Source organism: Pseudarthrobacter woesei, assembly GCF_055412745.1.
Genome location: NZ_JBVAYU010000016.1, coordinates 51604 through 70343, shown reverse-complemented (window position 1 = coordinate 70343; position 18740 = coordinate 51604). Strand labels below are relative to the sequence as shown.

15 protein-coding genes are annotated in these 18740 nt (G+C 63.2%); 8 read left to right on the top strand and 7 right to left on the bottom strand.

Annotated features, from left to right (window positions below; translation table 11 throughout):
- The first annotated feature begins 252 nt into the window (after positions 1–252).
- Complete coding sequence (locus ACZYZE_RS17285; protein WP_463909145.1) at positions 253–816, top strand: dihydrofolate reductase family protein; 564 nt, start codon at positions 253–255, stop codon at positions 814–816.
- A gap of 37 nt (positions 817–853) precedes the next feature.
- On the opposite strand, the gene ACZYZE_RS17280 is transcribed toward ACZYZE_RS17285, so the two are convergent.
- Positions 854–1606 carry a lytic transglycosylase domain-containing protein gene (locus tag ACZYZE_RS17280; RefSeq protein ID WP_463909143.1) on the bottom strand — a complete coding sequence of 251 codons (753 nt, stop codon included), beginning with the start codon at positions 1604–1606 and terminating at the stop codon, positions 854–856.
- Between the two features lie 384 nt (positions 1607–1990).
- Here ACZYZE_RS17280 and ACZYZE_RS17275 point away from each other — a divergent pair, with 384 nt between their 5' ends.
- Entirely contained in the window at positions 1991–2386 is a 396-nt protein-coding gene (locus tag ACZYZE_RS17275) for an HsmA family protein (RefSeq protein ID WP_463909141.1), read from the top strand.
- Positions 2387–3006: 620 nt separating this feature from the next.
- Here ACZYZE_RS17275 and ACZYZE_RS17270 read toward each other — a convergent pair.
- Positions 3007–3705 carry a maleylpyruvate isomerase family mycothiol-dependent enzyme gene (locus tag ACZYZE_RS17270; RefSeq protein WP_463909139.1) on the bottom strand — a complete coding sequence of 233 codons (699 nt, stop codon included), beginning with the start codon at positions 3703–3705 and terminating at the stop codon, positions 3007–3009.
- Positions 3706–3984: 279 nt separating this feature from the next.
- On the opposite strand from ACZYZE_RS17270, the gene ACZYZE_RS17265 reads away from it, so the two are divergent.
- From ACZYZE_RS17265 to catC, 4 genes are all read left to right on the top strand, one after another.
- Positions 3985–5370 carry an MFS transporter gene (locus tag ACZYZE_RS17265; RefSeq protein ID WP_463909138.1) on the top strand — a complete coding sequence of 462 codons (1386 nt, stop codon included), beginning with the start codon at positions 3985–3987 and terminating at the stop codon, positions 5368–5370.
- Positions 5371–5504: 134 nt separating this feature from the next.
- Complete coding sequence (locus ACZYZE_RS17260; RefSeq protein ID WP_463909136.1) at positions 5505–6452, top strand: LysR substrate-binding domain-containing protein; 948 nt, start codon at positions 5505–5507, stop codon at positions 6450–6452.
- Positions 6452–7555, top strand: coding sequence for a mandelate racemase/muconate lactonizing enzyme family protein (locus ACZYZE_RS17255; protein ID WP_463909134.1), 1104 nt, complete (start codon positions 6452–6454; stop codon positions 7553–7555). The genes ACZYZE_RS17260 and ACZYZE_RS17255 overlap by 1 nt, the downstream gene beginning before the upstream one ends.
- A 25-nt stretch (positions 7556–7580) precedes the next feature.
- Positions 7581–7859 carry a muconolactone Delta-isomerase gene (gene catC, locus ACZYZE_RS17250; RefSeq protein WP_463909133.1) on the top strand — a complete coding sequence of 93 codons (279 nt, stop codon included), beginning with the start codon at positions 7581–7583 and terminating at the stop codon, positions 7857–7859.
- Positions 7860–7909: 50 nt separating this feature from the next.
- On the opposite strand, the gene ACZYZE_RS17245 is transcribed toward catC, so the two are convergent.
- From ACZYZE_RS17245 to benA, 5 genes are all read right to left on the bottom strand, one after another.
- Entirely contained in the window at positions 7910–10741 is a 2832-nt protein-coding gene (locus tag ACZYZE_RS17245) for a LuxR C-terminal-related transcriptional regulator (RefSeq protein ID WP_463909131.1), read from the bottom strand.
- A 62-nt stretch (positions 10742–10803) separates the two neighbouring features.
- The gene (locus tag ACZYZE_RS17240) at positions 10804–11631 is read right to left on the bottom strand and encodes a 1,6-dihydroxycyclohexa-2,4-diene-1-carboxylate dehydrogenase (RefSeq protein WP_463909129.1); all 828 of its coding nucleotides are present in this window, start codon (positions 11629–11631) and stop codon (positions 10804–10806) included.
- Positions 11631–13286, bottom strand: a complete 1656-nt coding sequence (gene benC, locus ACZYZE_RS17235; protein WP_463909127.1) for a benzoate 1,2-dioxygenase electron transfer component BenC — start codon at positions 13284–13286, stop codon at positions 11631–11633. The genes ACZYZE_RS17240 and benC overlap by 1 nt, the downstream gene beginning before the upstream one ends.
- 40 nt (positions 13287–13326) lie before the next feature.
- Positions 13327–13863, bottom strand: a complete 537-nt coding sequence (benB, locus tag ACZYZE_RS17230) for a benzoate 1,2-dioxygenase small subunit (protein ID WP_463909125.1) — start codon at positions 13861–13863, stop codon at positions 13327–13329.
- 36 nt (positions 13864–13899) lie between these two features.
- Positions 13900–15282, bottom strand: a complete 1383-nt coding sequence (gene benA, locus ACZYZE_RS17225; RefSeq protein ID WP_463909123.1) for a benzoate 1,2-dioxygenase large subunit — start codon at positions 15280–15282, stop codon at positions 13900–13902.
- A gap of 321 nt (positions 15283–15603) precedes the next feature.
- On the opposite strand from benA, the gene catA reads away from it, so the two are divergent.
- Complete coding sequence (catA, locus tag ACZYZE_RS17220) at positions 15604–16500, top strand: catechol 1,2-dioxygenase (protein WP_463909121.1); 897 nt, start codon at positions 15604–15606, stop codon at positions 16498–16500.
- Positions 16501–16606: 106 nt separating this feature from the next.
- Positions 16607–17890 (top strand): benzoate/H(+) symporter BenE family transporter, encoded by a 1284-nt coding sequence (locus tag ACZYZE_RS17215; RefSeq protein WP_463909119.1) that lies wholly within the window; start codon positions 16607–16609, stop codon positions 17888–17890.
- Positions 17891–18740 lie beyond the last annotated feature (850 nt).

Below are 18740 nucleotides of genomic sequence, written 5' to 3'. Positions count from 1 at the left end.
GACTGGCAAAGGCAGGGCACGATGGGCGACGAGGTGGAAGCCGGCCCTGAACGCGTTCGCCATCACCTTCGAAGGAAGAATCAATTAAATGCCAGCCACGGATCCACCGTTAAACGGACACTCCCGAGGGCTATGGCATCCAGATCATTGGCAATTACGGTGGCTCCATGAGGGACACGATGCTGCTGATCATGTGCGGGACGACAGAGTTCAATGACGCCCTCGACCACTACGAGACGGAAGGCTGGCGCCGTGCGGAAACTGATCTACGGCATGAATCTGACCCTGGACGGCTACATCGCCGCGGCTGGCGACGACATCGGATGGGGCGGGCCGAGCGACGAACTGTTCCAGTGGTGGCTCGACCAGGAGCGGGCTAGCAGCCTGTCGCTGTACGGCCGCAAGCTGTGGGAGACAATGAGTTCCTACTGGCCGACCGGCGACCAGCAGCCCAACGCCACCCCGGCGGAGATCGAGTTCGCGCGGAACTGGCGGGACACGCCGAAGGTGGTGTTCTCCTCGACGATCGACAAGGTCGACTGGAACACCCGCTTGGTCACCGGTGACGCGATCGCCGAGATCACCCGGCTCAAGGCCGGGGACGGCGGCCCGATGAGCGTCGGCGGCGCAACGCTCGCCGGAGCGGCCATGCGGGCCGGGCTGATCGACGAATACGCGCTAGCCACCTATCCGGTCCTGGTGGGCGGCGGCACTCCGTTCTTCACCTCGCTGAACGGCTGGGTGAACCTGAGCCTGGTGGAGACGCGGACGTTTCCCGGCGGCGTGGTCCTGACCAGGTACGAGACGACGCGCTGAACGCGATTCCTCCGCGCCGTGGGGAAGTCCCGTGGACTCATTTGGCGGTGCCCGTCTTGGCGGCGTATGCGGTGGCTTGGACCCGCACCTGGCGGATGTAGGGATCGGACTGGTTGTAGGAGTAGATGGCGTCGGTCCCCCCCTGGGCGGTCGAGAGGTCACGGCCGCGGGCGCACAGATAGGTCGCCGCGCTGAGGGCTCCGTCGTCGATATTGAACGGGTCCGCTGTTCCGTCCAGGTTCCCATCCCGCCCTACAAGCTGCCAGGTGGTGGGAATGAACTGCATGCGTCCGACGGCGTGGTCCCAGCGGGCGTCGCCGTCCAGGACTCCCGCGTCCGTGTAGGCGATGGCGGCGAATCCGGCGCCATCGAGACGCGGGCCCACAATTGGGCCGCTCGCCTGCCCGGCGATGTCAAGGCTGCCGCCGCCGTACGTTCCGTGCGCGGATTCGACGAAGCCGACAGCTGCCACGGTGTTCCAGCCGATCCCGCACACCGGAGCGGAATCGTTGGCCGTGGCTGCCGCAGCAACGTAGGCCCGGAGCGCACGGGCAGGGATCCCGGCCTGCGCGGCAGCCCTGATGAGCCACCGGGCATCCGGGCTCTGGGTTACGTTCACGGCGGTGCTGATGCCGGTGGAGAAGATTTCAAGTTCCGCCCCCGCTCGCGGAGGTGCAGAGACGGTCCCGCGGGAGTCTGCGCCGGGCTGCCGGGTTACCCAGAACGAGAATGCGGTGATGAGGCAAACCGCGAACAGGCTGAAAACCGTAAGGCGTTTTAGACGAAGCACGGACTAATCAAACCATCCAAGCTCCGTGACCGGTTGACGAAACGGTTCTCATCGGATCAAGGAGGCTGTCGGGCCGGTCGCGGGTGCTTAGGCCGGCCACGCGGACCTGACACCGAACGCTCCATAAGCACCATGGCGTCCCACCGTTCCGTCATGTCATCCTCAACCACGCAGGCTATGAACGAATGTGAAGTACCAGCCAGATAGCAGGCACCTCCCTACGGCACATCACTTCCCAAGTCCACAGCGTCATATTTGCGATGCCAGCCCTGGTTGACGTTGGAAAAACCCGAGCACCGGGTCTGCCGGAAATTCCTTCACTGGCATCCCCGCATCACCCTTCTGGATGATCCTGAGAAAGTGTTGCACCCGTAGTCTCGAGACATGCTCTTGCCTGCGATCATCCTCATCACCTCAGCCCTGGTCTTCTACTCGATCGGCGTATGGTCGGAGCATCTCCAACGCGTCCTGAAGTGGTGGCATGCGGGATTCTTTGCACTCGGCCTGATCTGCGACGCCAGCGGAACATACCTGATGACTCAACTCGCGGCATCAAGCGAAGTTCGGCCCGGAGGAATCGGTGCGAGCCTCAATGCCGTGATGGCCGTCACCGGGGCGGCAGCATTGCTGCTCATGGTGATCCATTTCGGCTGGGCCGTCATCGTGTTGCTGCGTAATCGCGATGTCGACAAGAAACGCTTCCACAAGTTTTCACTTCTCGTCTGGGCCATCTGGCTCGTCCCCTATTTCACCGGAGCCATAGGCACCAGCCTGGCCTGAGTGTGGCCGCCGTAGTCACGCCATCGCATCGTACGAAGCTCAGCCACACAATGGGGCACAGCAACCTGCCAGCCCAGCAGAACCCGTCAACAAGACGCACACGGTCATGCACCTATCTCGAAACGTCGCCACGAACAGTCGTGACATCAAAGAATGCAAACAAGCCAAAGCGGCCCTCGCCCAGCAACGTCCGGTCATGCAGTTTGCGGCCCTCCCCGCCATGAACAGATAACCAGCGGCACCGCTACCCAAACACGAGAGGAGCCACGGCACGCCAACAAAAAAGGGCCCCCGAAGGGGCCCATTAGTGAACAGTTCGTGCACACTCGGAGGCCTACGAGCCCCTGAACAGTGAAAACACTGTGCCCGAGGTGGGACTCGACCCGGGTTCCAGCCCTTGAATTTCCGTCACTCCCCCGCAAACATCCGCAATCGGGCCCCGGCTGGAACCAATACGCTCCGGTCCTAAGCCCAGGGTGTGCACAATTTGCACACCCCTTTCAGCCAGCGGCAGGCGACGTTGAATCGGATCAGGATACCCGGGCCATCACCTGGGACTCCCTCCGCCTTCGTGTCCTGGACCGCTGCAGTTGCCCCTTGTGCCCCCAGCGCACGCCCGCTCACCAGGATGGCAGCGCCGGCAGCGGGCCGTCCACATCAATATGTTCGGCGTCGCCGCGGGCCAGCCACTGGAGCAGGCCCTCGCGGTCGGACACAACCCTCAGACCGCCGTCGCCGATCACCCACTCGTCACGCTCCTCGGTCACCAACGTCATTCCAGGTGACCCCTTGGCCCGCAGTGAACGCACCACGGCTTCAAGGGCGTTCAGCAGCGAATCCGGATCGGCCTCCTCGACGGTCCAGGCAGTGTCGAGATCATGGTGATGCACCACCACCTCGGCAATCCGGAGCGCAACAATGGAGGTGGCAGGGAGCACCTTGCCGCTAAGCCGCACCTCAGGGGTCGCGAGCTCCCCGCCCAGCCGCTGTGCCTGCTCGGCAAAGTTCCGGACCGACTCCCGCAGTTCCCCGACGAGCTCTTGCCTCGGTAGAGCGGCCAACGCGGCGATCTCTTGCGAGCGAGCGTCCCGTGAGGCGTACAAGGGATGATCCTCGCCTGAGGTGGCCCAGTCGATGAGCTTGACCAAAGCGCGGCCGCTGGAGGCGACGTGGGCGATGACATCTGCGCGCGTCCACCCCTCGCACAACGAGGGAGCGGTCAACTCGTCGTCGACAAGGGACTCAACGGTGGCCAGGAACATGTCCGACTCCCTGCCGAGCCGAGACAGGTCTGAGTGAAGGCGTGCGGGCTTGATCATTTTGACAGCCTATCCATGCGTCCGTATTACGACCAGCGTTCCTGCCCCGATGCTCCATATCCAGATCGTATGGATTGAGACGGGCAGGACTGCCCACGGCCGGCCTACCTAAAGCGACCGTCTGATATCTGCAACATATGAATATCCCCCCGGCGAAAATCCGGGTATTTCCCTCATATGACTTGCATCACAGCTCTGTCAGGCTGAAAACAACCGGAAGACGACCCCGAAGATCCTTCGCTGCGCCGTTCTGCCTTCACTCAGAGAGGACTTGGCACCATGACACAACCGCATGCCGCTATCGCCGAAAATCCAACAAAGGAGGCACGCACGGCAAATTGGGTCGCCTTCGTCATCTGCACGGCCCTCCTGTTTGACGGATACGACCTCGTCATTTACGGCACCGTCCTTCCGGGGCTTCTTGCGGACCCGAGCCAGATCGGCGCATTTGATGCAGTCACCGCCGGCCTCCTGGGATCCTGGGCGCTCATCGGAGTACTCGTGGGCTCACTAGTCTGCGGCGCCATCGGTGACTTTTTCGGCCGACGCCGGCTGATGCTCCTGGGCATCGCTTGGTTCTCCGTCGGCATGTTCGTTACAGCGTTTGCCACCACCGTTCCTGCCTTCGGTGCCTTGCGGTTCATTACCGGTCTCGGCCTGGGAGTGGTTATCGCAACTGCAGGCGCCACCATGGCGGAATTCGCACCCGCGGGGAGGCGGCAGTTCTACAACGCAATTGTGTACTCGGGGGTCCCGGCTGGCGGCGTCCTGGCATCAATCATGGGCATCCTCTTCCTCGACAGCATCGGCTGGCGCGGGCTATTCATCATCGGTTCCCTGCCACTGGTCGTCCTCCTGCCTCTTGCCTGGCGCAAGCTCCCGGAATCGCCGCGCTGGCTGTTGTCCCGTGGCCGTGAAGAGGAGGCCATGGCGGCTTCCGAACGCACCGGCGTCCCGCTCATCGAAGAGCGGGTGATTTTGGAGGTCGGTGCCGCGCCCCAGAAGTCAGGCTTTGCAGCCGTCTTTTCCCGTCAGTTCGCCGTAGCCTCCGTTCTTCTTGGCCTGATGTCCTTCTCAGGCCTTCTGCTGACCTACGGACTTAACACGTGGTTGCCCAAAATCATGGAGGGCTACGGCTACGGTCGGACATACTCCCTGTTTTTCCCGCTCGCGCTGAACCTCGGCGCAGTGGCGGGCGGGCTGCTCGCGTCCCGTCTGGCGGATAGGAACGGACCCCAGCGTGTCATCGCCGCAACGTTCGTACTGGCGACCATTTCCTTGGGGCTCATGACCTTTAGCTTTCCGTTGCCGCTGCTTTTTGCCTTCATTGCCCTCGCGGGCGTGGGAACGCTGGGCACCCAGGTATTGGTTTACGGGTTCCAGTCCAACTACTTCACCACCAATGCCCGGGCGGCGGGCGTTGCATGGTGCGCCAGCGTGGGCCGGCTGGGCGGGGTGCTTGGCCCGATCATTGGCGGCTGGCTGGCCGCCGCCGGCATCGGCGGGTCCACCGCCTTCTACATCTACGGGGCTGTGGCACTTTTCGGCGCCGTGGTTACAGTCCTGGTACCCCGCCAGCGCAAGCTGGAGGAGGCCGAACACCAAGTCGAAGAGATCGCCGAAGGGCAGGCCGAGGACAGCGTTCGTACTGAGCAACTCACGTAGACCAACCGGTCGCTGCCCTGACACGATTACGCCTACTGAATATACTAGTAGGGCTCTTTATGGTTATTCTATGAATCAATAACGCGCCCAGGGCAGCACCGGCTGGGTCGGTCGGGCGGAAGGACGGCACCACGTTGGACATTCGGCAGTTGAACTATTTCATCGCGGTTGCCGAGGAACGGCACTTCGGCCGCGCGGCCAAGCGCCTGCACATGGCTCAGCCTCCTCTATCGCAGCAGATCCGCCAGTTGGAGGAGCAGTTGGGAGTCCGCTTGCTCAACCGCACTACGCGAAGGGTTGACCTCACGGCGGCGGGCCAACTCCTGCTGGATCGCGGTCGGCAGATCGTCAACGAGTTAGCCACACTTCAGGCCGATGTCTCTCAAGTGGGCAAGGGCGCAACCGGCGTCCTCAGGGTGGGCTTTTCAGGGTCGGCAACCTACGGCGTCATGCCGCAGATCGCCCGGCTCGCCAAGCAGGTCCTGCCCGGCCTGTCCCTTGCACTGCACGGCGAAATGCTCACACCTTCCATGGAAGCAGGGCTGAGGGAGGGTACTTTGGACGCCGCGTTGCTGCGCCCCCCCGTTGCTTCTTCCGACATCGACTACCGGATTGTGGCCAGGGAGCCGCTCGTCGTCGCGCTTCCCTCGTTCAGCGCCCTCGCGGTAGACCGGACCGTGGCGATGCACGAACTGCAGGACCAGGACTTCATCGCCTATGCACCCGAGTCTGTGCTCTACCGGACCACATCAGACCTGTGCCGCCAGGCCGGTTTCCGGCCACGCATCGCTCAGGTGGTAGGAGAGACCTCCACGATGCTGGCATTCGTAGCCGCGGGGGGCGGGGTGGCCGTCATGCCGTCCAGCGTGCGGGCCATCCAACTCGAAGGCGTCGTTTACCGGGAGATTGAAAACGTCCCCGCGGTGGAACTCGCAGTTGCATGGATGCGCGGGCACCCCTCCGCCCTGCTGCAGAATTTCCTGGAAGTCGTTGATACCGCGACGGCAGAGCCCGGGCGCCTGCCCCCGCACCCCGGCCCCGGCCCCGTGCCGTTTCCCACTAATGAAAGGCAGACCCGCTGATGAAGATCGCAGCCATTGAAGCGATTCCCTACTCGATCCCCTATCTCCACCCCCTGCACTTCGCCTCCGGCTCCGTGCACGAGGCAGACCATGTGCTCATCAGGCTTCGCTCAGACGACGGGGTGGTGGGCACTGCCGACACGCCGCCGCGCCCCTACACCTATGGTGAGACGCAGAAGTCCATCGTCGCGGTGGTAGAGGACATTTTTGCCCCGCAACTGATCGGGGTCGACATCTTTGACCGAGAGAAAGTCCAGGAAATCCTGAACCGGACGGTCCACAACCAGACGGCCAAGGGGGCCGTGGATATCGCCCTGTGGGACGTCATTGGCAAGACTCTGGGGCAGCCGGTGACAAAGCTGCTGGGCGGGTACTCCGACTCGCTCCGGGTATCCCATATGCTCGGCTTCAAACCTGCCCAGGAGTTGCTGGCACTGGCGCTGAAGTTCCGCGAGACCTACGGCATCAACACGTTCAAGCTTAAGACCGGGCGCCGTCCCCTTCACCTTGATATCGAGGCCGCCCGGGTTTTGCGGAATGGCCTTGGCGAGGACGCTGAACTTTACATGGACGCCAACCGCGGGTGGTCCGCCAACGAGGCCGCCGAGGTTTTGCGACGCACGGCGGAGTTGGGCCTGCAGTTCCTGGAGGAGCCCGACGACGCCCGCGAAGTCCTCGGGCGCCGTCGCCTCGTGGCGAACTCCCCCATCCCCATCGCCGCGGACGAGTCTGCCGCCAATCTAGGTGAGGCCGCACGGGAAATCCTCACCGGCGGCGCGAACCTCCTGGCTGTCAAGACGGCACGGTCCGGTTTTACCGAGGCGGCCAAGATCGTTGGAATGGCCGAGGGTATGGGCATCGACGTCTATATAGGCAACCAGATCGACACTCAGGTCGGCACGGCCGCCTCGGTGGTCTTCGGCGCTGCCTTCGCCCATACCGCCAAGCGTGCGGCGGAGCTGTCCAATTTCCTGGACATGGCCGACGACCTCCTGGAAGAGCCCCTGGCCATCACCGACGGTCGCATCCGTGTTCCCGAGGGACCGGGCGTAGGCACAGCTGTTGATGAAGACAAGCTCTCCCTGTACCGCTCCGACCGATAACATCCCACCTTCCGAAAGTACATCCGTGAAATATCTTGTCCACATGGACGTCAACCTGCCCGTCGACCTCCCCGCCGCTGAAGCCGCGGAGATCAAGGCCAAGGAGAAAGCCTACTCGCAGGCGTTACAGAACTCGGGAAAGTGGCCGGAAATCTGGCGGGTGGTTGGGGAATACGCCAACTACTCAATCTTCGACGTCGATTCGAACGACGAACTTCACGAGATCCTGCAGAACCTTCCCCTGTTCCCTTTCATGGACATCTCGGTGGTGCCACTCGCCAAGCACCCGTCCGACGTCAAGTAAACGCCGGGTCAAGTTACACCGGCGGACGTCAGGACAAGCTGTGTCCCGGGTCAGTCCGTAGCCCGGAACACAGCCGCAAGTTCGCTGCGGGAGCGGACTCCCATCTTCCGGTAGACCCGCGTCAGGTGATACTGCACCGTCTTCTCCGCCACGAACAGGGCGCGCGCCGCCTCCTTGTTAGTGGCCCCGGCCGCTACCAGCTCAGCCACCGCCCGTTCCTGCGCTGTTAACTGAATATGGTGGTCGCTGGCCGCCATGAGCACGGGGTCGGCCAGATCAGGCAGGTGACCGACGTCAAGGCCTGTTGCTTTGAGCTCACGGTCGCACCGTTCCACGTAGGTTGCCGCCCCAAGGGAGTCGTACAGGTCGCGGGCCACGCGCAGGACCGAGGACGCCAAGCGCCGTTTGCCGGCCCGGCGCATGCTCTGGCCGAAGGCAAAGCTAATCCGGGCCCGCAAGTACGGCCGGTTAAGCCCGCGGAGGTGGCCCAGGGACGCCTCGAAGTGTTCCCTGGCAGTGTCAGGGTCCCCCTGCGCGGCCACGAGCCGGCCCCTCGCCCACGCCATCCGCGCCAGATCCGATGGCACTTCCCGCTCTCGCGGGACACGTTCAAACGCGGTGAGGAACGAGTCGGCGGCGTCGAGCTGGTCAGTCATGACAAGGGCGTTGACGTAGGTGTCCTGCCAGGGCCAGAAGGACACCCGGTTCTCAGTCCAGGGGTCCAGCTCCGTCAGCGGCTGCAGCACAGCCAAAGCACCTTCGTAGTCGGCCCGCGCCTCGTGGAAGCGGGCACGGGCAAGGCTTGCCGGCACCTGCATGGCCCGGTAGGTCCCCGGCTGTACCGCTGCCTGCGAAACGTAGTAGCGGGCCCGGTCCCAGTCCCCACGCATGGACCAAAGCTCCGCCGCAGTCCAGTACAGCAGGGGCCGGATCAGCGGCATTCGCGAGGTTTCGAGGCGGACGGATGCGCGCGCCACGGTGGCGGCGGCCGCATCCCAGTTTCCCAGCACCAGGTGGGTACGCGCCAGCCAGGCCTCGGCCCACAGGGAAATCCGCATCGAGCCGCCACGGTACTCGGTGGGAGCAGCCGCCTCGAAGTTCACCAACGCTGACTCAACGTTGTCAAGGCGTAGTGCCAGCCAGCCGGCACCCATCTGGACCCGCTGTTTTTGGGCGTTCTCTGCAGCATGTTCGAAGGCCCGGCCATAGGAGTCCTCCGCCTCGGAAAGCCGGCCCTGTGCGTACAGGCCCAAGCCGTAAATTGCCTCTGACTCAACGTGGGCGGGGGTTCCCGGCTGCGTAAGTTCCATGGCCCGTTCGGCCCAGCCGGTAATCAGCGGGCCGTCCCAGGACGCGACGCCGTGCAGGACAAAGCGCTGCGCCACCTGCGCGGCGGCCGCGGGATCATGCTCTGGGTTGCAGGTGCGCCAGGCCATCTCCAGTTGCGTCTGCGCGCTGTCATTTTGTCCCGACACAGTAGAGAGGTATCCCAGGACGGAGGAGCGGAGCGGAGAGGATGGCAGGGCGTCCACTGCCGCGCTCCACATCTGCGCCTGGGCTATGTTGCCGGAGCCCACCAGGGCATCCACGGCCCTCAAGAGCCTGTCGTTCCGGGATCGGACGTCTCGGGAAAGCCGGGACGCGGAGAACAGTGCCGTCGAGGCATCCTGCCAGACTCCCAGCAGTGCCTGGCCCCGGGCATACTCCTCCAGCTCTTCAGCAAGGGCCTCGTCTGCACCAGGAGTTGCTGAGACGCGGTGGCCCAGACGTTCACCCTCGGGCTGCACGGCCTCAGCTGCCAGCCGGTGCAGCGCGATGCGCCGGCTGGGGACGATCTGTTCGTAGATGGCCTCGGCGGTGCCTGGTTCAAAGAACAGAACGGAAGAACGGGCCTGATCCACAGTCAGCCCCAACAACCCTGCCCGGTGCCCCTCGTCGAGTACCTCCATGACCGATTCCAGCCCGCTGACCTGGGACACCTCTGCCAGCCCCGCGCTGCGTCCGAGCACGGACGCAGACTCTGCCACAGAGACCAGCCCGGGCGACGCCGCCGCGAGGACGCTGCGCACCCGGGCGCGCACCCGAGAGGTCGGCGGCAGGGAGGGAAACCACGCCTGCCACGTCTCCGCTGGTAACTCGTGGAGCAGCTCTACGACCGGTTGCGCAATTCCGCGGGTGTGACGGACCAGCCCGTGGGCCGCCGTGGCACTAAGGTCGATGCCGAGCGTCGTCCTGGCAAGAAGCTGGACCTGCTGCGGCGTGAGCGGATCCAGCGGGATACGGGTGACCTGATGACCCGAAAGGAAGTCCAGCGCACCTGCGGGGACATGTGTTGCGTCATCGGGGTTGATCGTGAGCAGGAACAGAATCCGTTTTCCGTGCAGCCGGCGCATGACGAAGGTGAGGATGCGCAGGCTCTCCGTGTCGAGTTTGTGAACGTCGTCGACGGCGACAACTACGGTGCCGTGCGACTGCAGTCCTTCGAGGTGGCTGCTGAGGGTCGAAGCGTAATTGACCACCTGGCCCGGCGTAAGCGACGCGACGGGGCCAGGGGGAACGGGCGGGCCGCCGTCGTAATCCTTTGCCGAGCGGAGCGGTGTCGTGAGCATAAGCTGGGAGTAACCGGCGAGAGCAAACTGAGCCTCCCAGTCGTCGCCCATGGCGGACAGCACGCGGACACCTCGGACCCCGGTGCGGCAGTGCTCAAGGAATAAATCGAACACTGCGGTCTTCCCTGAGCCCGCCGTCCCGGAGATCACGACTGCACCCACATTTCCCTTGCGGACATTGCGGAGAATCTCCAACAGCGCCTCGAAGACCTCCCGCCGGCCAACGAGCGGAAGGTCCTCCGCCATTTCACCACTGAGGGAGCCCGTCGTCATGACCGCAATCCTACTGGAGTGGACCGTACGGCCTTGGCGGCGCGAATCCATCACCGGTGGCCTTAGCCCAGGTCCCCGCCAGCAACCGGAAGGATGCTTCCGGTGAGGTACGACGCTTCATCTGACCCAAGGAATACGATCGGCGCGGCCTGTTCGTCCAAGGTCCCGTAGCGCTTGAGAAAAGATGAATCCACGGTTTGGTCTACGATCACCTGGTACCAGGCCTTTTCCATGGAGGATTCGGCTTCCGGCCCCCGCTTGACCTTGCGGGGCGGCGCCTCGGTACCCCCCGGGGCGGTTGCGACCACGCGGATGCCGCGTCCGCCCACCTCCATTGCCAACGATTGCGTTAGGGCGTTGACACCACCTTTCGCCGCTGCATAGGGCACCCGGTGCAGCCCGCGGGTGGCCACCGAGGAAACGTTGACGATGGTGCCGGAGCCCTGTTCCAGCATGGCCGGGAGCACAGCCCGGCAGGTCCAGAGGGTGGGAAAGAGTGAGCGGCGGATCTCCTTCTCGATCTTCTCCTCGTCGTACTCTTCGTACGGGCGGGCCCAAATCGTGCCGCCGACGTTGTTGACCAGCACGTCCACCCGGCCGTAGGCGGCCAGCGCAGCCTCCACGGCCTGCTGCGCACCTGCGAAGGTCTCAAGATCTGCGGTCACCGAGGTAGCCGACCCTCCTGAACCTGAACCCTGGGCGGATTCCTCCATCGCTTGCGCCACCTCGTGGACCAGGTCGGATCGGTCCACGAGGACAACGGCGCCGCCCTCGGCCCCGATCCGCTCCGCCACCTTCTGGCCAATGCCCTGGGCGGAGCCGGTCACAAGAGCTACCTTGCCGGCATAGCGGCCCGGAGTAATGAACTGTCCAGCGTATGGCCGCGTCATCAGCGGCCGGCCTTGGCGTCGATCGCCGTGGCCATGGTGTCCTTGGCGTCGTGTGCATGGGCCATGATGACCTCCCGCGCCCGTGCCTTGTCCTGACGCTCGAAGGCGTCAACGATATCGAGATGGTCCTGCGTGACCCGCGTGAAGATGCTGGTTCCCGCTTCGAAGGCCGCCGCCATCTGCGCGTGGACGTCGAGCCGGCGGTAGGACTCCAGCAGCATGGGGTTGTCGCAGACCATAAAGAGGTATTCATGGAACTCCTCGTTGGTCCGCGCGAACTCATCCGGGTCCTGAACGGTACCGCCGGTTACAGAGCGCGTGGTGGCCTCGGCAAGCCGGCGGAAATGGTGCAGCTGCTCCTGGCTGAGCCGGCCCAGCATCAGCTCGCTCACTGCGAGCTCCAGGCCCATGCGTGCGTCAAGCTGGGCGAAGCTGTCTTCCTTGCGGAAATCCAGCCGGCCGGTCTCGAGGGACGAGACTGCCTCACTGCGGCTCATGGTGTCGCCTTCTGCCTCGATCTTTTCCACGGGTGCCGGTGAACCTGTCTCCGCGTCGCCGCCGGTGGTCTCCTTCGGGGCAAAGCGCTCGAAGTAGAAGTTGGCGGGCTTGATGGCCTCGGAGTCCAGCCACTTCGACACGGCATTGACCATGGGAGGCGGCCCGCAGAGATAGATGTCAACATCGCCGTCGAACAGGTGTGAGGGCGCAATGATCTGGGTGACATAGCCCGTGTTTGGAGCAGACGTGCCTGGTTCGGACGCAATGTAGTCCCACGTGAAGCCGTGCAACTTCGCCTCATATTCGCGCAGCCAGTCCAGGCCAACGATGTCCGCCTCGCGGGTTAGACCATAGATCAGGTGGACGGGTACCGACGACGGATTCTCGGAAAGCTTCTCAAGGATGGACAAGAGCGGGGCCAGGCCGGTACCGCCTGCCAGCAGAAGCAGGGGGCGCTTGGGCTCGCGCAGGAAGAACGAGCCGTAGGGGCCCGTGAATTCTATGGTGTCGCCCACCGCTGCCCTGTCACGGAGGTATTCGGACATCGCACCTTGGGGAGTCACCCGCACCATGAACGACGCATTGTGCATCTCGGGGCCGCTGCTGAATGAATAAGAACGCTCCGCGTCGGTTCCGGGGACCTTGAGGTTGACATACTGGCCCGGAAGGAATGCCAACCCATCCCGGTTTTCCACGTCCAAGGTAAAGGAGACCGTGGTTTCCGTGTGCTTGTTGAGCTCCTTCACAGTGGAGATGAAGGTGGTGGCCCCGGTTTTCGCCGATTCCGATGTGGCAGGGATTTGAATGGCCATATCGGACTCAGGCACTGCCTGGCAGGTGAGCATGTAGCCCTTTTCGAGCTCCTCCTCCGTCATGGCGTCGTCAATGTAGTCGCCCGGATCGAAGGAACCGGAATCGCAAAAGGCCTTGCAGGTGCCGCAGGCACCGTCACGACAGTCCGACGGAATGTTGATGCGTGCCTTGTACGCGGCGTCCATCACGGTCTCGTAGTCGCCGACCTTGATGACTTTGGTGACGCCGTCCTCGAAGCTGAGGGCTACTTTGTGGCCCATGATTTCCTCCTGGCTAAAGATCGCGCCGTCGCGACCCTGGAAAGTGTTGATGTGCCCGACGGGCACGGTTTTTGGAACGGTCAAGGCCGGTGCCGGGGAAATGCCCGGCACCGGCACAGGTCCGTCAGATCATGTAGACGTCCACCACGTGGTGGATGTAGTCGTTCTTGAGGACGACCTTCTTCTTCATGATTACCGGCTCCCCGCCGGCAAGATCGATCGTGTAGAAGCTGGTCCCGAAGTATGTGTCCGTAGTGTTGTAGCGGAAGTACAGGGTGAACCAGTTGAAGCGCACCTTAACCTGGTCGCCGTCGCGGTCCACGATCTCGATGTCGGTGATGTTGTGCCCGGTGCGGGGCTCCGGGAGGGAGGTGGCCGAGGACCGGTCCGTTTTGATCCGGAAGACCCGGTCCTCAATGCCTCCGCGGTTGTCGTAGTAAATGAGCGAGATCTCGTTCTGCGGGTCCTCGGTCAGCCGGTCGTCGACGTCCCATGCGGGCATCCAGAACTCGGAGTCCGGGTGGTAGCACTGGAGCCAGTCATCAAATCGGCGCTCATCCAGCAGCCGGGCCTCCCGATACAGGAAGGCGCGGACGGTTTCGAGGGTGGCGATCTCCTCGGCGGTCTTGAGCGCCGCAGCAGGTTTTGTCAGGTTGGTCATGGGTTATGCACTCTCTCTGGTTCGACGTGGACGCGGTCAGGCAGTGACGGGAACGGTATCCACGGCGGAGAGCTCCGCCTCCGTCAGGGCCCGGTCCATGACTTTCTTCCAGTACCCGTGCTGGATTGGGTAGAGCCCCTCGTCCTCGGTGCGCACCCCGGACGCGATCACCTTGGTCATGCCCAGGGCCTGGGCCTGCTCGTCGGGGCCCGCGATCTCATGGGTGGATCCGCGCGTCATGTCGTTCCAAGGCGCGGAGGTTGCCCAGTAAGTCTTGTTGCAGGATCGGAATTCTTCGAGGTCGTCGGGGGTGGCCATGCCCGTGGCGTTGAAGAAGTCCTCGTACTGGCGGATGCGCTTGGAGCGGTTCTCCTGGGATTCGCCCTTGGGTGCGATGCAGTAAATGGTGACCTCGGTCTGGTCCGCGGAGATGGGGCGGAAGTGGCGGATCTGGGAGGAGAACTGGTCCATGATGTAGACATTCGGGTACAGGCACAGGTTCCGCGAGATGTTGATCATGAAGTTGGCCATCTCCTCGCCGTACTTCGCCACAAGCTCCTCGCGCCGGTCCCACAGCGGGCGGTCCTCGGGGTTGGTCCACTCCTGCCACAGCAGCAGGTGGCCGTGGTCGTAGGAATAGAAGCCGCCCTTGACCTTGCCCCATTTGCCGGCGTCCATGGCCTTGGTCTTGTTGGCGGAGTCGCCTGCGCTGCGGCGGGCGGTGGTGGCAGCGTAGTTCCAGTGCACGGCGGTGACGTGGTAGCCGTCGGCGCCGTTCTCCGCCTGCACCTTCCAGTTGCCGTCATAGGTGTAGGTGGATGAGCCGCGCAAGACTTCGAGTCCCTCTGGGGACTGGTCCACGATGGAGTCGATCACCTTGGTGGCGTCACTCAGGTGCTCTACGAGCGGGAGCACGTCCGCCTTCAAGGAACCAAAGAGGAAACCGCGGTAGGAGTCGAAGCGGGCAACCTTGGTGAGGTCGTGGGAGCCCTCCTTGTTGAAAGTCTCCGGGTAGCCGGCGTTGCGGGAGTCCTTGACCTTCAGCAATTCACCGGAGTTCTTGAAGGTCCAGCCATGGAACGGACAGGTGAAAGTGGTGCGGTTGTCCGTCTTGCGGCGGCACAGCATCGCGCCGCGGTGGGAGCAGGCGTTGACGATGCAGTTCAGGTTCTCGTCCTTGTCACGGGTGATCACAACCGGAGTACGGCCGATGTTGGTGGTGAAGTAGTCCCCCACATTGGGGATCTGGGACTCATGGGCGAGATAAACCCAGTTGCCCTCGAAGATGTGCTTCATCTCCAGTTCGAAAATATCCTCATCGGTGAAAATTTCGCGCTTGGCCCGGATGACACCGTTCTCACGGTCATCGATAACGGCGTCGGAAAGGACCCCACGGACATGGGTCAGATTCTCGGTCATGGCTGCTCCTTCATTGGAGAGTGCTGGACAAATTTGGCGGGACGTCCGGGCAGGCCGGGGGCACCGATGTGGGACGTGGTCAGGCAATCCTGTCCCATCGTGACCGCACTCACATCAGGCAAATACCTAGGTTCGACCAAGGGTGTCATTATGTAGGCTTCATGACTAAAAAGCGGCCTAATCGATATTTGTGGCGTCCTTATCGGGAGGCCTATCATGAGACAGACATCACGCGTGGCCAAGTCACCGCGGGATAGAACCCTGGCGCACGGAGGCTCGCACCGGGTACAGGAACCCTTCCTCCCCTGTTCAACGAAGAGTATGGAGATCACCATGACTGACACCCAAACGGACGCCCGTAAAGAGGACGAGGGCACTGCCGTCGAAGCCGGCTCAAAGGCCACCGAGCGCTTTACCGCCTCAGGAAAACTCGCACAGCTGGATGTGCCGAAGGAAAGGGTGAGCCTGCTGGCAGGGGCACTTATCAAGGCCGCCAACGACATCGTCGTCGAACACGAGGTCACCTACGAGGAATACAACGCACTCAAAGCCTGGCTGATCAAGGTGGGCATCGACGGGGAATGGCCGCTGTTCCTGGACGTGTGGCTGGAACACACTGTCGAGGACGTCAACTCCCAGGACCGTCCAGGCACTGTGGGTACCATCGAGGGACCCTACTACGTGCCCGGCTCCCCGGTGCTCCAGAGCCCTGGCACCGTGGAGATGCGCGAGGACGAGGAGGGCACCCCGCTGCACTTCACGGGCCGCTTCACTGATACCGAGGGCAATGCAATCCAGGGTGCCCAGGTGGAAATTTGGCATGCGGACAGCGCCGGGTTCTACTCCCAGTACGCCCCGGGCCTCCCCGAATGGCTCTTCCGCGCCACGGTCAAAGCAAACGACGACGGCCGCTTCGAAATCAACACCATGCGTCCGGCGCCTTACCAGATCCCCACGGACGGAGCTTGCGGTCAGCTGATCAACGCGGCCGGGTGGCACGCCTGGCGCCCGGCGCACATCCACATCAAGGTCTCCGCGCCCGGCTTCCAGCCGGTGACCCAGCAGCTGTACTTCCCCGGCGATCCTCATAACGCCGATGACATTGCCTCGGCGGTCAAGCCCGAGCTGATACTGGCCCCGCGTCCGCGCACGGACGGCCAGGCCGGCGAAGAAGTGGTCTATGACTACGTCCTCGCCAAAGAAGGCCAGCACAAGTAGAGCCAATGCCCGCAATCAGTGCACGCGCCCCGGCTCTTGCACGGACGACGCCCCGGAGTGCCAACTCCGGGGCGCCGGTTTTCTTCCGCCGTTCCCAGGAGCCAGAATGCCGCGATACCGCCAGATCCAGCCCGCCATGCCCCATGCGGAAGCCGCTGCGGCTCCGGAGTCCCAACCGCGGCTGGAACGCCCGGGGGTTCGCCCCGCCGGGTTGCGCCAATTCCTCCGTGATCTGGGCACGCCCTATGTATCGAACGGGTTAATCGGACTCATCTTCGCCGGCTCCGGCCCGATAGCGGTCACACTGGCCGTTGGAACGGCGGGCGGACTTACTGACGGCCAGCTCGCGTCCTGGGTGTTTGCCATCCTATTTTCAGGCGGGGCAGCGACGGTCTTCATGTCGCTCCTCTATCGCCAGCCCCTGGGCTTCGCTTGGTCCATTCCCGGCACGGTACTCCTCGGCCCGTCGCTGCAGCACCTCTCCTTTCCGGAGGTGGTCGGCGCATTCTTCACGTCCGCCATTCTCATCCTCGCCCTGGGTGCCACCGGAATCGTGCGCCGGATCATGGCGGCGGTCCCGATGCCCATTGTCATGGCCATGGTGGCTGCTGTGTTTTTGAAATTCGGCACAGACATAGTCGCCTCAACGCAGGCGAACCCAGTGGTGGCTGCCCCGATGGTGGCCGTGTTCCTGGTCCTCACAGCCGTGCCCACCCTGGGCAGGATTCTTCCTCCGGTGCTCGGCACCCTTGTGGTTGGTTGCCTTGCTGTGGCGGCAAGTGGCCAATTTGCCCTCCGGGAAGGGGGACCGATTCTGGCCACCCCGGTCTTGACCCTTCCCGAGTTCACCTGGGCTGCCCAGCTCGAGCTGGTAGTTCCATTGGCCCTCACCGTGTTGTTCGTTCAGAATGGCCAGGGCGTCGCCGTCCTCCGTGCCGCCGAACACAATCCGCCGATCAACGTCTTCGCCATCGTTTCAGGCGCGTTTTCGTTTCTCAACGCTTGCTGCGGCGCTGTTTCAGCCTGCGTGACCGGCCCCACGAACGCCCTCATGACCTCCTCTGGAAGCCGGCAGCGCCAGTACACAACTGCCGTGGTATATGGCGTCCTGGCCATGGCGTGTGCTCTCCTCGCGCCAGCCCTTACCCGGCTCATGCTCGCAACACCGAAGGAATTCATCCTGGCCCTGGGCGGCATTGCGATGCTGCGCGCTCTCCAGCAGGCTTTTGTGACCGCGTTCGCCACAGCCTTCACCCTGGGGTCCCTGGTGACATTCGTCGTGACAATGTCCGGCATGAGCCTCTACAACATCCACCCGGCGTTCTGGGGTCTCGTCATCGGCTACATGGTGTCCCGACTGCTTGAAAGCGCGGACCACGCCAAGTCCTAACGCCAAAATCACCCGCGGCACGCCTGACTCCTACAGCACCTGTTCCCCGATCTTCGCTCCTAAGTCCTGCTAGGCATCTTCATACAATTACAGCTCAGGTGTTGATCGCTTGCGGAGATCCAAAAACTTGCCAGCCAGCGCCAGGTCATGCCGTGAGCGGCACTATCCGCCATGAACAGGTAACGAGCGACACCGCTACCCACACCCGAAAGGAGGCAACCGGCCGCCAACAAAAATGAACCCCCGAAGGGGCCCATATGTGAACAGTTTGTGCACACTCAAAGGCCCACAAGCCCCTGAACAGGGAAAACACGTGCCCGAGGTGGGACTCGAACCGGGTTCCAGGCCTTGAAATCCGCCGCTCCCCCGAGAACCTCCGCAATCCGGCCCAGTCCGGCGCCGGTACCACCCGATCCGAGGCCCAGGGTGTGCACATTGTGCACACCCTCTTTTTGCGCATTTTGTTGCCGCCCAAAAAGTCTGCTGTGATATTGCGGGCCACGACAATTCCACACTGTGCGTGATGTGGCTGCGCTCCGGCCTAGTGTTTTCTGAAGCGTCCGTGACGACTGCTATCAAACAGCCACAGAGGTGGCATTGCACAGTTTGGGAGTCGACATAGGTCATGGCTGTTCGTTCCTCTTTTCCGAAGATCTCATAGGCAAACGGGTACGTAGCGGCATGACCGACTCTCAATGGCCGCCCGTGCAGAAGAGGGGCACCCAGGGCTCTGCGTTGCGCTGTTGCGCAAGCTTTGGCTGAACCAGTCCGGGGGTTTCGGCCCGCGCCACTCGGCATGCCCAGTTGCTGCCCTGAAGGCGTCGCGGCCAGCCTGCAGAGCTTGGCAGCC

Coding starts and splice junctions, on each gene's coding strand:
- ACZYZE_RS17275 (WP_463909141.1), top strand. CDS start 1,991: ATGCTCTTGCCTGCGATCATCCTCATCACCTCAGCCCTGGTCTTCTAC.
- ACZYZE_RS17270 (WP_463909139.1), bottom strand. CDS start 3,705: ATGATCAAGCCCGCACGCCTTCACTCAGACCTGTCTCGGCTCGGCAGG.
- ACZYZE_RS17265 (WP_463909138.1), top strand. CDS start 3,985: ATGACACAACCGCATGCCGCTATCGCCGAAAATCCAACAAAGGAGGCA.
- ACZYZE_RS17255 (WP_463909134.1), top strand. CDS start 6,452: ATGAAGATCGCAGCCATTGAAGCGATTCCCTACTCGATCCCCTATCTC.
- ACZYZE_RS17245 (WP_463909131.1), bottom strand. CDS start 10,741: ATGACGACGGGCTCCCTCAGTGGTGAAATGGCGGAGGACCTTCCGCTC.
- ACZYZE_RS17240 (WP_463909129.1), bottom strand. CDS start 11,631: ATGACGCGGCCATACGCTGGACAGTTCATTACTCCGGGCCGCTATGCC.
- benB (WP_463909125.1), bottom strand. CDS start 13,863: ATGACCAACCTGACAAAACCTGCTGCGGCGCTCAAGACCGCCGAGGAG.
- benA (WP_463909123.1), bottom strand. CDS start 15,282: ATGACCGAGAATCTGACCCATGTCCGTGGGGTCCTTTCCGACGCCGTT.
- catA (WP_463909121.1), top strand. CDS start 15,604: ATGGAGATCACCATGACTGACACCCAAACGGACGCCCGTAAAGAGGAC.
- ACZYZE_RS17215 (WP_463909119.1), top strand. CDS start 16,607: ATGCCGCGATACCGCCAGATCCAGCCCGCCATGCCCCATGCGGAAGCC.